Genomic DNA, 13,607 nt, shown 5'->3' on the forward strand with positions numbered 1-13,607 from the left:
GCTAAATTGTATTGAACGTTTTGATATTTAATTTGATCTAAAAAATGGCTAAATATAATAATTTTTAGCTACAATTTGACATCAAATCTCAAAAAGAACAACAAGGAAAATCATGCAAATAGGTAAAATTTTGACTGCCATTATGTTAACAGGAGCCTTTTATATGGCGCAAGCACACATGTTTTGGGTAGATGGAGCTAATGATGAAAAGCTAGGAAAATTTATCGCAAACATGGGTTATAGCGACGATTTTCCAAAGCTAGAGCCTATTATGGCCGAACGCGTCCATCTTTTTGCGCCAATTACTGTAATAAGTAAAGATGGTAGCAAAAAGAAGCTTACACAAAGTGGCGAGAACTACCGCTACGAGGGCGAAAGATTAGACAAAGGCACATATATCTTACTAGCACAGCAAAATCCTATGTATTCGCTTAAAAAGCGTAGTGATGGCAAGTGGCTAATAGACACAACTAAGCTTGATCTAAAGGATCTAAGCGATATACAGATTTGCCGGCTGATGACAATAACATCTAAGAGAGTCTTAAATTTAGGTAAAACAGACGACTTCGTAACTAAACCTATTGGAGTTAAAATCGAGATCGTACCGCTACAAAACCCAGCGGATTTTAGAGTGGATAAGCCTTTTAAATTGCAGGTTTTTACTGATGGAAAGCCGTTAAAGCGAGCTAAACTAACTGGTACTTTTGCTGGATTTTAGACATAAGCACGCATTTTACGGTATGACAGATGAGCAAGGCATAACTGAAGCGTTAGCTCTAAAGCCAGGATTTTGGGTATTTGAAGTTATTTATGAAAGACCTTATCCAGACGCTGCGAAGTGTGACAAAGAGACGTTAAAAACGACGCTTAGTTTTGAGATAAAAGAATAAAAGTTTGATATAAATTTGAGTTCGAATTTATTATAAATTTTTATAATTGCTTTATAATTTTGAAAGTAGAGAAAGAATGCCTTACGAAAACTTTAAATCAAAAAATCCTCTTGTGCTAAAAATCACTACAAACGCAAGAAAATTTGGCATAGAAACGCTACAAAACGAGGAGTTTGTAAGCATTCTTTTAAATGTTAAGAAGCTTGAAATTTCATCCGAACAAAGGCAAGCAATGGCAGAAATTTTTGCTAAGTTAATAAAAATCGAAGAAGACTCACAATTAAGTAAATAAACTTTAGTTTAAATTCATATTATTTTAAGTATAATCCCCCTTTATTTCACACACGACAATCCTAAATTTGGTTGTGCGAAAGCATTAATGGTCGTGGAGGATAAAACTAAATTCAAGGCAAAATGCCTAAAACAAGGAGAAACTCATGGTAACTATGAGAGATTTATTAGAGTGTGGCGTACATTTTGGTCACCAAACACGCCGCTGGAATCCAAAGATGAAAAAATTTATCTTTGGCGAGAGAAAAGGTATCTATATTATAGATCTACAAAAGACTATCCGCTACTTCCGCTACACTTACAACATCGTTCGTGACGCAGCTGCTGAAGGCAAGTCAGTGCTATTTGTAGGCACTAAAAAACAAGCTATCGACGCTATAAAAGAGTATGCTGAAAAATGTGGAATGCCTTATGTAAATCACCGCTGGTTAGGTGGTATGATGACAAACTTTGGTACCATCCGCCAATCTATCCGCAAACTAGAAGTCATCGAAACTATGGAAGAAGATGGTTCGATAAATTTACTAACTAAAAAAGAGGCATTGATGCTTCGCCGCAAAAAAGAGAAACTTATCGCGACTCTTGGCGGTATCCGCAATATGAAAAGCCTACCTGATATGATATTTGTTGTTGATACAGTTAAAGAAAAGATCGCTGTTCAGGAAGCAAATCGTTTAAAAATTCCAGTTGTAGCACCTATTGATACAAACTGCGATCCTGATGTTGTTGATTATCCGATCCCAGGAAACGACGATGCGATTCGCTCTGTTCAGCTTTTCTGCCAAGAGATGGCTGAAGCTATCAACGAAGGTAAATCACTTCTTGAGCAAGATGGTGGCGAGCAAGCTGCTGGCGAAGAAGTAAGCCAAGATGAGAAAGACGCAGTTGTAGCTGAGGCTATGAGTGAAGAAGACTTTGGCGAGGACGAAGAGTAATGGAAATAACTGCACAAATGGTAAAAGAGCTCCGTGAATCAACTGGAGCTGGTATGATGGACTGCAAAAAGGCGCTTAGCGAAGCAAATGGCGATATGGAAAAAGCCGTTGATATCCTTCGTGAAAAGGGTCTTGGTCAAGCTGCTAAAAAGGCTGACCGTCTTGCAAGTGAGGGCTTAATAAGTGTTGAAGTTTGCTCAAAATGCAAAAAAGCAACTATCAGTGAGATCAACTCTGAGACTGACTTCGTTGCTAGAAACCCACAGTTTCAAGCACTTGCAAAAGATACAACAGCTCACATCCAATCAAGTAGCATAAAAACAGTTGAAGAGCTAAATACAAGCACTTTAAACGATGTTAAATTTGAAGAATACTTCAAAACTCAGATCGCAACTATCGGTGAAAACCTTGTAGTTCGCCGCTTTGAGACTATTAGTGCTGACGATAAGAGCGTGGTAAATGGCTATGTTCACTCAAATGGCCGCGTTGGCGTACTTATCGGTGCAGCTTGCGAAAGTGCTGAAGTTGCAAACAAAGCAGCTGAATTTATAAGAAATTTATGTATGCACGCAGCTGCTATGAAGCCAAGTGTTATAAGCTACAAAGACCTTGACAAAGAGTTTGTTGAAAAAGAATTTATCGCACTTCGCGCTGAACTTGAAAAAGATAATGAAGAGCTAAAACGCCTAGGCAAACCACTTCACCACATCCCTGAGTATGCTAGCCGCTGCCAGATAGGTGAGGCTGAGCTTGCAAAAGCTACAAAAGCGATCGAAGAAGAGCTAAAAGCTGAGGGCAAACCTGAGAAAATTTGGGACAAGATCATCCCTGGTAAGATCGAGAGATTTTACGCTGACAACACAGTGCTTGACCAACGCCTCACTCTTTTAGGTCAGTTTTATGTAATGGACGATAAAAAGACTATCGAACAAGTTATCGAAGATAAAAGCAAAGAGCTTGGCGGTAAGATCGAGATCGTGAAATACGTTCGTTTTGAGCTTGGCGAAGGCTTAGAGAAAAAAGTAGATGACTTTGCTGCAGAAGTTGCTGCTCAAATAGGCTAATGGAAATTTTAAGAGCGTCTAATCTAGGCTTTGCGTATGATTATACGCTCTTTAATAATATAAATTTAACTCTCAATCAAAAACAAAGCATCGCTATAACCGGTGTTAGCGGTTGTGGTAAATCAACGCTTTTACACATACTTTCAACACTTTTAAAACCAAATTTTGGCGAGGTCATCTACCAAGGTAGATCGATCTATGAGCTTTCTCAAAACGAGCTTTTGGCTATTAGAAGGCTTCATTTTGGTATTATTTTTCAGTCGCACTATCTTTTTAAAGGTTTTAGCGCTTATGAAAATATCGAGCTCGCAAGTATCTTATCTGGCGAAAAAATAGAAGAAAAAGAGCTTGAGTCGCTTAAAATTTTAAATGTGATAAATCAAAAAGTTGGTGAGCTAAGCGGTGGTCAGCAGCAACGTGTTAGTATTGCTAGAGTGCTTACCAAAAAGCCAAAGATCATCTTTGCAGACGAGCCAACGGGCAACCTTGATAAGCAAACAGCAAATGAAGTGATGCAAGTTTTATTTGACTATATAAATGAAAATAACGCTGCCCTTGTTCTAGTAACTCACGACAACGATCTAGCAGCTAAATGCGACAACTCATATAAGCTTGAAAACAAAGAACTTATACAGATTTTTTAAATTTTGAAGATTAAAATTTACTATTTTGTCTTTTAGTATGTTTGTAAATTTAGTCAATTTATAATATAAATTTTTATTAAAAAGCTTTATATAATAGGTACAATTAGGTAAGACTAAATTGCTTGCCTGATTAATAGAAAGTTTAGACTACCCACCAACATGTTTTGTATTATTCTTATCAGCCTTTTGTTTTAAAAATTCCTCTTCTTCTTTTATAGGGTTATAATCATCTTTCATAAATTTTTATATATTGGCTTCCAGTATTCAGGGTAATTTCTAAAGCCAGCGCTATGTCCTGCTTCATAGCAGCAACTTACACATTTTAGCTCTTTACCACTGCCAAGAATTTTTTATAGTGAGTATACATCTTTTGAGCTTGTGCTGATATTTTATTGCAGCTAGTGCAGCCATTGTCACCGATCTCTTTAAATTTGCTAGGATTATCGCCTTGGTTTTTGATGGCAATCAATACAATCAAAGCTTAGATACTCGTGATGAGGCTTTAGCTTATGTTTGGCTCTTAGCTCGTCAGAAACTACTATCTTTGTAATATTTAGATCACTCTTTGGATAAGCACCAATCTATTAAGATAAATTAATATAAAAGTATGCAAATAACTACCAACGCGTTATTCTAAAAGAATTTATAAGCAAATAATCGGACTTTATATCACTAGAGAAATTTTTGTACTTTATGATAATAGAGAAGGACCTTAAATCTCTTCTTTGATTTTTTTGTAAAGCTCTAAAATCTCATCTTTTTTAATGATAAAGCTATTTTTATTTGCTATTAGATAAGCTGAGCTTTGCATGATATCACCAGCGATCTTTAGTCCGTTTTGTTTCATGGTTGAGCCAGTCTCGACTACATCAACTATCGCGTCGCTTAAGCCAACTAGTGGCGCAAGTTCGATCGAGCCATAAAGCTTGATGATCTTTACAGCTACGGCTTGTTTTGTAAAATAATTTCTTGTTATATTTGGCATTTTTGTGGCTATTTTTAGCTCTGGCTGGTTTAGATCTAGTTCAGAGTCGTTTTTTATGCCAATGCAAACTTTGCACTGTCCGATTTTTAAATCCAGTAGCCTTACAACATTTGGCTTGTGCTCTTCAAGTACGTCGAGCCCCACTACACCAATATCAGCCGCACCTTCAGTGACGTAAGTTGGGATATCTTGGTTGCGAACCATTAAAAATCTAAAATTTCCTTCTTCAAGGATTAATTTTCTATCTTCAAATAAAAAACTTGAACCAAAAATTTTTCTAAAAATTTCTAGTGTTGCCTCGGCTATTCTTCCCTTTGGTAGTGCTACTGTTATCATATTGTCATATCTTTCTTTTCAGTTATTAGCTTTTGCATGGCACGAAAAACAAGCATCTTGTCGCAAATAGCATTTTTAAAAAATTTTGACAAAAAGTCGCCATCTCCACCAGTAAAATATACTTTTTTGTCACCGGCTAGTTTATCTAGTAGAGTTATTATTGGTTTAATAATGCCATAACTCACGGCATCAGCTGTTTTTTGCGGTAGAGCATCTATGTCAATTTGTGAATTTATAGTGATATCAAGTCGTGGCGAGATGCTTTTGTAGGCATTTAGCATACTTGAAATACCTGGCAAGATATATCCTCCAAGATGGATAGAATTTGCCATAATGTCAACCGTTATCGCGCTTCCAGCATCAACGATTACGCCATTATTTATAGAGTAACATGCAGCTATTCTATCTACGCCTAGACCCTGGTATATCGTATCAATAGTAAAAAATGGTTCTAGATCCACAAACATCTTATTATCTTTTAAAATATTTAAAATTTCATCATTTACGGATATAAAATATACTTTTTTTTCTGGCTTATAGCTTTTAAACTCAGAAATTTTCATACGTGAGATTTTGCCATCTTCTAAAAATGTAGCGTTAGTATTGCCTATATTACACAAAATCATAACATCGCCAATTATTGTCTTGTAGTTCTTTTAAGGCTTTAGAACAAATTTCTGAGCTATAAAATATAGTTTTTTTTCTTAGATTTGTTTGGAATTTCATCTCTATTTTTTTAGAAATTTCTTCAAGTTCCAAAGCCTCTTTGCGTAGCAATCTACTTTTTGCTGTTCTTAAAAAGACAAGATTGTAAAAGCTCTTATTGTCCACTCCCCAAAAGATATCAAGCGTCTTTTTTGTGCTAAATTCACTTGTGTTAAGTTCTTTGATATCTTTTAAGAGAATTTTTTTGGCTTCAAAAAGCTCCCAAATTTTTTGGTTCATTGCCCTAAATTAACAAGCTCATTATCATAATAAAAGGCACCATTGCCCATAAAGCTTTTATCTTTTATCTCATCGCTAAATTCATAAATTTCAGCTCCACTGAGGTCTAAATTTGTTTTTATAACGTAGCCTGTTTTTTCGATTACGTAGAGCTTATTATTGATAATAGTGGCTGCTGAGAAGATGGCAAATTTGAAATTTACTTTATTTTGCTCTTTTAGCATAAGATTTGTTCTTACGATCGTACCATCTTTTTTAAAGATATAAATTTCATCGTTATTAACTAGTACATCTTTGATCTCACCGTCATAATAAACCGTTTGACTTGGGTTAATGACGATTAGTTTTTTTGCTGTTGCTGCTATTAAGTTATCACCCTCAACGCCTAAGAATATGATGTTATTAAAGAAATTTTCAGAGCTTACGACCACGTCACGTAAAATTCTACCAGTCTCTTTTTGTACTATGTAAATTTTGCCATCTAATGCCGGATAAACGATAAGCGAGCTCATAAAAAATGGTGCTACGACCCTTGAATCAACTGCTGCTATATTAGACGAGCTATATTCCATTATTGTTGTTGCGGTATTTATGTCTATTAGATAGATGTGGTTTGTCGCGCTGATAGCTGCTAATAGGTTTTGATCAAGAGAAGCAGCAACAATTGCTGTTGGAAATTTATTGCTATAAACGCTGCGTCCACTAGGATCTGTCACATTTAGATCGCCATTTATACTAGATGAGATGATAAAGCCGTTGTTTTCATTTAAGAAATTAAAATTTTCAGGCAACTTAATGTTTGTATTTAGGCCGTTTTTGGTGATAATATTGCCGTTATCAAGAGTGGCACCATTTGCATTTGCTGATTTGATATAAGATGGCATATCTTTTGACAAAGAAATTTTGCCAGAGGTTTGAGCTGGCTCGAAATATTGTCTTTTTGTGCCACATCCGCTTAAAACTAAAGCCAAGGCAAAAGCCAAGAAAAGAGTAATTTTTTTCATTATTTTATTCCCTGATAGTGTTTTAAATTTTTAACTAAAGTTTGAAGTTGAGAGTCGAGTGAAATTTTATTAAACTCATCATTTGCTTCTTTGATTTTGTTTTGTTTTAAAAGCTCAAAACCTTTTAAGAGCGTGCTATATTCGCTTAAAATTTGAGTGTTTGCATTACCATTTTGTGAAAGAATAATATCTTTTACTATAGGATTTACTTTTAAATTTGCAAGCTCGCTAATACCATTTGTCTCATTTTTATCAAGCTTTTGCTGAAGTGAAAAAAGTGCATATAAATTTGGTTCTTTTTCTTTTAAAATGCTTAAGGCATTTGCATCGTTTGGATTTAAAATGAGCTTTGAGTAAGCCAAATTTGCATCTTCAATTCTATTATCATTTATTATTTTGTTCGAATAAAATCCAATAATTGCAATGACGGCAACAATAATGGCAATTATCATAAATTTTTTATACTTTCTAAAGAAACGCTCACCTTTGATCATGCTTTCTAAAAACTGTTCTTGAGCACCAATCTCTTGTTTTATCTGTGTTAGATCTTCTTTTATAGCCAACGCTTTTCCTTTATTTTTTAAAAATTTTAATTCGCAGATTTTAACATAATTAAATTAAAACTATCCCAAAATTAAAGCTTGAATGTGATATAATGGCTCAAAATTAATTAATAAGGTTATTTATATAATGCAAATAGATGATATTCTTTTAAATAAATTAGAAAAACTTTCTGCCTTACAAATCAGTGATGAAAAAAGAGAAGAAGTAAAAAAACAACTAAGCGAGATTGTATCTTTTGTTGATATTTTAAACGAACTTGATCTAAGTAGCGATGAAGCTGTAGTTAGCTCTATAAAAGGTGGCACACCTTTAAGAGAAGATGAGTCAAGACCAAGTGATGTGATTGATACGATCTTGAAATACGCTCCTTCACGTGAAGGGCATTTTTTTGCTGTACCAAAAATAATAGAATAATGGTAAAAATATGGATCTAATCGAACAGCTTCAGGCAAAGAATTTAAGTGTAAAAATACCAGAAGATAATAGCCTTAATAATCTTGCTAGCGATATAAAAACACTTTTAAAAACTGTTGTGAGTGATAAGGCAAGCGATCTTCACCTTGTTTCAAGATCTGAGCCTCAAATAAGAGTAGATGGTGCTTTAAAGCCCATTAATTTTGGCATATTAAGTGGTAAGGATATAGAAAATTTATGTTCTGCTTTGATTACTGATGAACAAAAAAGTGAACTTGAGAATAATAAAGAGCTTGACTTTGCGATCGAGCTTCCAGATATTGGTCGCTTTCGTGGCAACTATTACTATACCATGAATGGTGATTTAGCTGCTGCTTTTCGTATAATCCCAATCAATATCCCATCTCTTGATGAGTTAAATGCTCCACAAATTTTTAAACACATTATTAAGCGTGAAAAAGGTCTTATTTTGGTTACTGGACCGACAGGAAGTGGTAAATCAACAACTCTTGCAGCCATGCTTAATGAGATAAATTTAAATTATAGAAAGCATATTATTACAATTGAGGATCCAGTCGAGTTTGTGCATAACAATAAAAAAGCTCTATTTTCTCATAGAAATATCGGCACTGACGCAACTTCTTATTCAAGGGCTCTAAAATCTGCGGTTCGCGAAGATCCAGATATCATACTTGTGGGCGAGATGAGAGATAGGGAAACGATTTCAACGGCTATCACGGCGGCTGAGACTGGACACTTAGTCTTTGGTACGCTTCACACAAATTCAGCCATTCAAACTATAAATAGGATCGTTGATAGTTTCGATGGAAGCGAGCAATTACAAGTAAGAAATATGCTTAGTGTTTCGCTAACTGCTGTCGTTTCACAAAGTCTAATCCCAAAGATAGGCGGTGGAAGATGCGCGGTGCATGAAATTTTAATAAACAATATGGCGATCTCAAACCTGATACGTGAAAATAAAATACATCAAATTTACTCTCAGATGCAGCTAAATCAACAACAAACTGGCATGAGTACGCAAACTCAGGCTTTGATGAAAGTGCTAAAAGAGGGTAAGATTACAAAAGAAAATGCGCTAGCTTATTCAACTAGCCAGCAAGAACTTCAAAATTTAATAGGAACTATATAATGGATTTAGTAACGTGGTTTGATATTATTATTATTGCTCTTGTCTTGATGCTTGGCATAAAAGGCATATTAAATGGACTTATCAAAGAAGCTTTCGGACTTATCGGACTTATCGGTGGCTTAATTATAGCTAGCAGGTTTTCAGATCTATCTGGTGAGTTTATAACTAAAAATATATATAAATTTGAAAATCCTTCATTTTTACAGTTTGTTGCATTTATCTCTCTTTGGCTAGTTTTTTGGCTAGTTTGCTTGCTAGTTGGTAAATTTTTATCAAAAATAGTTTCAGTAAGTGGGCTTGGTTTTTTGGATAGACTTGGTGGATTTGTTATGGGAAGTGGAAAAATTTTCTTAACATTTTCGGCAGTAGTTGCTGTAATATCTGGTACTTCGCTAAATAATATAATTGCTCCTTATTTTGCGAACAGTAAAGTTTATCCGGTTTTGATAGAAACTGGCAAATGGATAACAAATCTTGATGTGAAAAATATCAAAAGTGAGTTAGATGAGATAGTGGCAAGACCAATGGATACAAATAAAACTGATGCATTTATCTCAATGGATGCAAATGCTAGTGTAAATACCGACTCTAATATCACAAAAGGGGAATAAGATGATAGAAAATTTAGAATATGATGCGTTGCTTGAGAAATTCAAAAGAGTGCTTCGCGACAATGGTTTAAAATATACGAAACAGCGTGAAATTTTACTAAAAACGCTATACAACAATGGCGAACACTTTACTCCAGAAAGACTTTATCTTTTTATAAAAGAGACACACCCTGAGCTAAATATTGGTATCGCAACTGTTTATAGAACACTAAATCTACTTGAAGAATCAGAGATGGTGACATCAATCAGCTTTGGTTCGCAAGGTAAAAAATTTGAGCTTGCCACAAAGCCACATCACGACCATATGATATGCAGAAAGTGCGGTCTTATCATAGAATTTGAAGATCCAATGATAGAAAAAAGACAAATCAGTATCGCAAAAGATCATGGCTTTAAACTAACTGGTCATATGATGCAGCTTTATGGAATTTGTGAAAAATGCTCAAAAAATAATATAAAGGGAAAGTAAGGTGATATTTGACAATCAACATGAGATTCAACGACTACAAAGCATAGACGAGCTAAGAAATTTAGGCATTAATCCATATCCACATTTTCTTAGAAGAGATATGAATATCTCTAAATTTAGACTAAAATTTAACTACATTAATGATACAGAAGAAAAAAAGGCCGAAGGTCAGCTAGTAGGTCTTGCAGGTAGAATAAAACTCATTCGTGATGCTGGAAAAGCGGTTTTTGCAAATATCGAAGATGAAGATGGAAATTTACAAATTTACTTTAGTAATAAAACGCTTGATCCAGAGTGGTTTAAAATCGTTAAAAAATACGTAGAGATAGGCGATATCGTCTATGTTAGAGGTTATGCATTTATAACAAGAACTGGCGAATTTTCTATGCATGTAAGCGAGCTTAGCCTTGCTTCAAAGTCGATAAGCCCACTTCCTGAGAAGTATCATGGCCTAGTTGATGTTGAGACAAGATATCGCCAAAGATATCTTGATATGATAATGAACCCTGAAGTTAGAGCTGATTTTAAAAGACGCTCGGTGATTATTAGTACGATTAGAAGATTTTTTGAAGAAAAAGGCTTTTTAGAAGTTGAAACACCGATGCTGCACCCAATAGCAGGCGGTGCAAACGCCAAGCCATTTATCACTTTTCATAATGCTCTTGGAGTCGAGAGATATCTAAGGATCGCACCTGAATTATACCTCAAACGTCTTATAGTAGGTGGCTTTGAAGCTGTTTATGAGATGAATAGAAATTTTAGAAACGAAGGAATGGATCTTACTCATAACCCTGAGTTTACAAGCATAGAGTTTTACTGGGCATACCACAACTATCACGATTTAATGGGCATTACAGAGGATCTTTTTAATGTCATTTTAGACAAGCTAGATATGGAAAAGGTTGTAAATTTTGACGGCATGGAGATTGATTTTAGTAAGCCATTTAAGCGAATAAGCTACAAAAAAGCTCTCGTTGAGATCGGCGGACTAGATGAGAATATCATAAACGACAAAGATAAAATTTTAGCAAAACTAAGAGCCGATGGCCTTGAAGCAAATGAGAAGCTCGATCTTGGTCACTTGCAGGCTGAGCTATTTGATAACTATGTAGAGAGCAAACTAATCCACCCAACTTTTGTTATTGATTATCCGATTTCGATCAGTCCACTTTCAAGAAGAAGTGACGCAAACCCTGATGTGGCTGAGAGATTTGAGTTATTTATCGCTGGTCGTGAGCTAGCAAATGGCTTTAACGAGCTAAACGATCCAATCGATCAATACAACCGTTTTAAAGCGCAAATCGATGCTAAAAACGCAGGCGATGATGAGGCACACGAGATGGATGAGGACTATGTAAAAGCCCTAGGATACGGCATGCCACCAGTTGCAGGTGAGGGTATAGGCATCGATAGGCTTGTTATGCTTTTAACTGATAAAAAATCAATACGTGATGTTGTGCTCTTCCCAGCGATGAGGCCACTTAAAAATGAGATAAAGGAGAATGAAAAATGAGTTTGCAAAGCTACGATAAGGACATTTACGATCTAGTAAATTTAGAGCTAAAACGCCAATGTGATCACCTTGAGATGATCGCTAGTGAAAATTTTACATATCCAGAAGTTATGGAAGTAATGGGCTCAATCCTAACAAACAAATACGCTGAAGGCTATCCTGGCAAGAGATATTATGGTGGCTGCGAATTTGTCGATGAGATCGAGCAAATAGCGATTGATAGATGTAAAGAGCTTTTTGGATGTGAATTTGCAAACGTTCAACCAAACTCAGGCTCTCAGGCAAATCAAGGTGTTTATGGCGCTTTACTTAATCCAGGCGATAAAATTTTAGGCATGGATCTAAGCCATGGTGGACACTTAACACACGGCGCAAAGGTCAGTAGCTCTGGCAAGATGTATGAGAGCTTTTTCTATGGCGTCGAGCTTGATGGCCGCATAAACTACGATAGAGTCATGGATATCGCAAAGATAGTAAAACCAAAAATGATCGTTTGTGGCGCAAGTGCATACACAAGAGAGATCGAGTTTAAAAAATTCCGTGAGATAGCTGACGCTGTTGGGGCGATACTTTTTGCAGATGTTGCTCACATTGCTGGTCTTGTTGTTGCTGGTGAGCATCAAAGTCCTTTCCCATACTGCGATGTCGTAAGCTCAACTACGCATAAAACATTAAGAGGCCCAAGAGGCGGCATAATAATGACAAATAACGAAGAGTATGCTAAGAAGATAAATGCCTCTATTTTTCCAGGTATCCAGGGCGGACCACTAGTTCATGTTATCGCAGCAAAAGCAGTTGGTTTTAAGCACAACCTTAGTCCTGAGTGGAAAATTTATGCTAAACAAGTAAAAGCAAATGCTAAAAAATTAGGCGAAGTACTAATAAAAAGAGGCTTTGACCTAGTAAGCGGTGGCACTGATAACCATCTAATTTTAATGAGCTTTTTAAATAGAGATTTTAGCGGTAAGGACGCAGACATCGCTCTAGGAAATGCTGGCATAACTGTAAATAAAAACACAGTCCCTGGCGAGACAAGAAGTCCATTTATCACAAGTGGTATACGTGTGGGTAGTCCTGCGCTTACGGCTCGTGGTATGAAAGAGGCTGAGTTTGAGCTAATAGCAAACAAAATAGCTGACGTTCTAAGCGACATAAACAACACATCTTTACAAGAGAAGACAAAAGCTGAGCTAGTTGAACTTGCTCATAAATTTATAATCTATGATAAAGCGACATTTTGATGCAAAGTATTGATACGGCACTTATAAAGATTATTACAACTCACTACTATATCAAGCGTGATACGATCGTTAATAAAATAGAATACAGAGGCAAAATTTTCTTTGATAAATTTGAAAAGATAAATGAGCCACTAACTTACGGTGTCATGAAAGAGCATGAAGAGGGTAAGGCTGTTATCGCGCACTCTTTAATAAATGCATATGATAAAGTTGAAAATATAGTTTTTGACTATAACGGCAGAACCCCTGATAGATTTTGGCATAAAGCACAGCTTCTTCTAAGAGAAGAGGGCTTTATAAATTTTACAGCCTACGAGAGCAAGACGCCAGGGCATCTGCACCTTTATGTGCATAAAGGTCACACTACGCTAAATGAGGCTTGCCAGCTAGCAAACGTGCTCAACGCAAAGCTTTCACAGAAGCTACCTAAAGAGTGGAGAATGTTTCCAAATATCGATATGCCAAAAGAATTTAATATACTAACTTTACCTTATAAGCTCTATCAAAAGGAGCGTGGGGCAAGTTGGTCAAAATATATGTAATTAAGGATA

18 protein-coding genes are annotated in these 13,607 nt (G+C 35.8%); 13 read left to right on the top strand and 5 right to left on the bottom strand.

The window, feature by feature from the left end; genetic code table 11:
- Positions 1-112 precede the first annotated feature (112 nt).
- The 6 genes from CVT13_RS07390 to CVT13_RS07415 all read left to right on the top strand — a co-directional run bounded on the left by CVT13_RS07390 (position 113) and on the right by CVT13_RS07415 (position 3,824).
- Complete coding sequence (locus CVT13_RS07390; protein ID WP_107812116.1) at positions 113-718, top strand: DUF4198 domain-containing protein; 606 nt, start codon at positions 113-115, stop codon at positions 716-718.
- Between the two features lie 22 nt (positions 719-740).
- On the top strand, positions 741-890 hold the full coding sequence (locus CVT13_RS07395) for a hypothetical protein (RefSeq protein ID WP_159071111.1): 150 nt from the start codon (positions 741-743) through the stop codon (positions 888-890).
- 76 nt (positions 891-966) lie between these two features.
- Positions 967-1,182, top strand: a complete 216-nt coding sequence (locus tag CVT13_RS07400) for an acetyltransferase (RefSeq protein ID WP_107812118.1) — start codon at positions 967-969, stop codon at positions 1,180-1,182.
- 145 nt (positions 1,183-1,327) lie between these two features.
- A complete protein-coding gene (gene rpsB, locus CVT13_RS07405) occupies positions 1,328-2,116 on the top strand; it encodes a 30S ribosomal protein S2 (RefSeq protein ID WP_002941277.1) in 789 nt (262 codons plus the stop codon).
- Entirely contained in the window at positions 2,116-3,180 is a 1,065-nt protein-coding gene (tsf, locus tag CVT13_RS07410) for a translation elongation factor Ts (RefSeq protein ID WP_107812119.1), read from the top strand. The genes rpsB and tsf overlap by 1 nt, the downstream gene beginning before the upstream one ends.
- Entirely contained in the window at positions 3,180-3,824 is a 645-nt protein-coding gene (locus tag CVT13_RS07415) for an ABC transporter ATP-binding protein (RefSeq protein WP_107793314.1), read from the top strand. The genes tsf and CVT13_RS07415 overlap by 1 nt, the downstream gene beginning before the upstream one ends.
- A gap of 712 nt (positions 3,825-4,536) precedes the next feature.
- Here the strand turns inward: CVT13_RS07415 and hisG are convergent.
- Genes hisG through CVT13_RS07445 form a run of 5 tightly spaced genes read right to left on the bottom strand, consistent with a single transcriptional unit; the run spans position 4,537 to position 7,657 of the window.
- Entirely contained in the window at positions 4,537-5,145 is a 609-nt protein-coding gene (gene hisG, locus CVT13_RS07425; RefSeq protein WP_084109560.1) for an ATP phosphoribosyltransferase, read from the bottom strand.
- Positions 5,142-5,771: a type III pantothenate kinase gene (locus CVT13_RS07430; RefSeq protein WP_103580623.1), complete on the bottom strand. Its 630-nt coding sequence runs from the start codon at positions 5,769-5,771 to the stop codon at positions 5,142-5,144. Before CVT13_RS07430 ends, hisG begins: the two co-directional genes overlap by 4 nt.
- Positions 5,758-6,090 carry a hypothetical protein gene (locus tag CVT13_RS07435; protein WP_103580622.1) on the bottom strand — a complete coding sequence of 111 codons (333 nt, stop codon included), beginning with the start codon at positions 6,088-6,090 and terminating at the stop codon, positions 5,758-5,760. The genes CVT13_RS07430 and CVT13_RS07435 overlap by 14 nt, the downstream gene beginning before the upstream one ends.
- On the bottom strand, positions 6,087-7,094 hold the full coding sequence (locus CVT13_RS07440; protein ID WP_107812120.1) for an L-seryl-tRNA selenium transferase: 1,008 nt from the start codon (positions 7,092-7,094) through the stop codon (positions 6,087-6,089). The genes CVT13_RS07435 and CVT13_RS07440 overlap by 4 nt, the downstream gene beginning before the upstream one ends.
- Positions 7,094-7,657 (bottom strand): hypothetical protein, encoded by a 564-nt coding sequence (locus tag CVT13_RS07445; protein WP_087580345.1) that lies wholly within the window; start codon positions 7,655-7,657, stop codon positions 7,094-7,096. The genes CVT13_RS07440 and CVT13_RS07445 overlap by 1 nt, the downstream gene beginning before the upstream one ends.
- A gap of 127 nt (positions 7,658-7,784) precedes the next feature.
- On the opposite strand from CVT13_RS07445, the gene gatC reads away from it, so the two are divergent.
- The 7 genes from gatC to CVT13_RS07480 are packed head-to-tail and all read left to right on the top strand — an operon-like array spanning position 7,785 to position 13,598.
- Positions 7,785-8,072, top strand: coding sequence for an Asp-tRNA(Asn)/Glu-tRNA(Gln) amidotransferase subunit GatC (gene gatC / locus CVT13_RS07450; protein ID WP_107812121.1), 288 nt, complete (start codon positions 7,785-7,787; stop codon positions 8,070-8,072).
- 10 nt (positions 8,073-8,082) lie between these two features.
- Positions 8,083-9,222 carry a type IV pilus twitching motility protein PilT gene (locus CVT13_RS07455; protein WP_107812122.1) on the top strand — a complete coding sequence of 380 codons (1,140 nt, stop codon included), beginning with the start codon at positions 8,083-8,085 and terminating at the stop codon, positions 9,220-9,222.
- Complete coding sequence (locus tag CVT13_RS07460; RefSeq protein ID WP_084041229.1) at positions 9,222-9,833, top strand: CvpA family protein; 612 nt, start codon at positions 9,222-9,224, stop codon at positions 9,831-9,833. The genes CVT13_RS07455 and CVT13_RS07460 overlap by 1 nt, the downstream gene beginning before the upstream one ends.
- Before the next feature lies 1 nt (position 9,834).
- Positions 9,835-10,302, top strand: a complete 468-nt coding sequence (locus tag CVT13_RS07465) for a Fur family transcriptional regulator (protein ID WP_021091630.1) — start codon at positions 9,835-9,837, stop codon at positions 10,300-10,302.
- Positions 10,303-10,306: 4 nt separating this feature from the next.
- On the top strand, positions 10,307-11,815 hold the full coding sequence (lysS, locus tag CVT13_RS07470; protein ID WP_223154669.1) for a lysine--tRNA ligase: 1,509 nt from the start codon (positions 10,307-10,309) through the stop codon (positions 11,813-11,815).
- Positions 11,812-13,056, top strand: a complete 1,245-nt coding sequence (locus tag CVT13_RS07475) for a serine hydroxymethyltransferase (RefSeq protein ID WP_084041231.1) — start codon at positions 11,812-11,814, stop codon at positions 13,054-13,056. Before lysS ends, CVT13_RS07475 begins: the two co-directional genes overlap by 4 nt.
- On the top strand, positions 13,056-13,598 hold the full coding sequence (locus CVT13_RS07480) for a DUF1882 domain-containing protein (protein WP_107812149.1): 543 nt from the start codon (positions 13,056-13,058) through the stop codon (positions 13,596-13,598). The genes CVT13_RS07475 and CVT13_RS07480 overlap by 1 nt, the downstream gene beginning before the upstream one ends.
- The last annotated feature ends 9 nt before the right edge of the window (positions 13,599-13,607 follow it).

Origin of the sequence: Campylobacter concisus (genome assembly GCF_003049085.1) — a bacterium.
In the GTDB taxonomy this organism is placed as follows: Bacteria; Campylobacterota; Campylobacteria; order Campylobacterales; family Campylobacteraceae; genus Campylobacter_A; species Campylobacter_A concisus_H.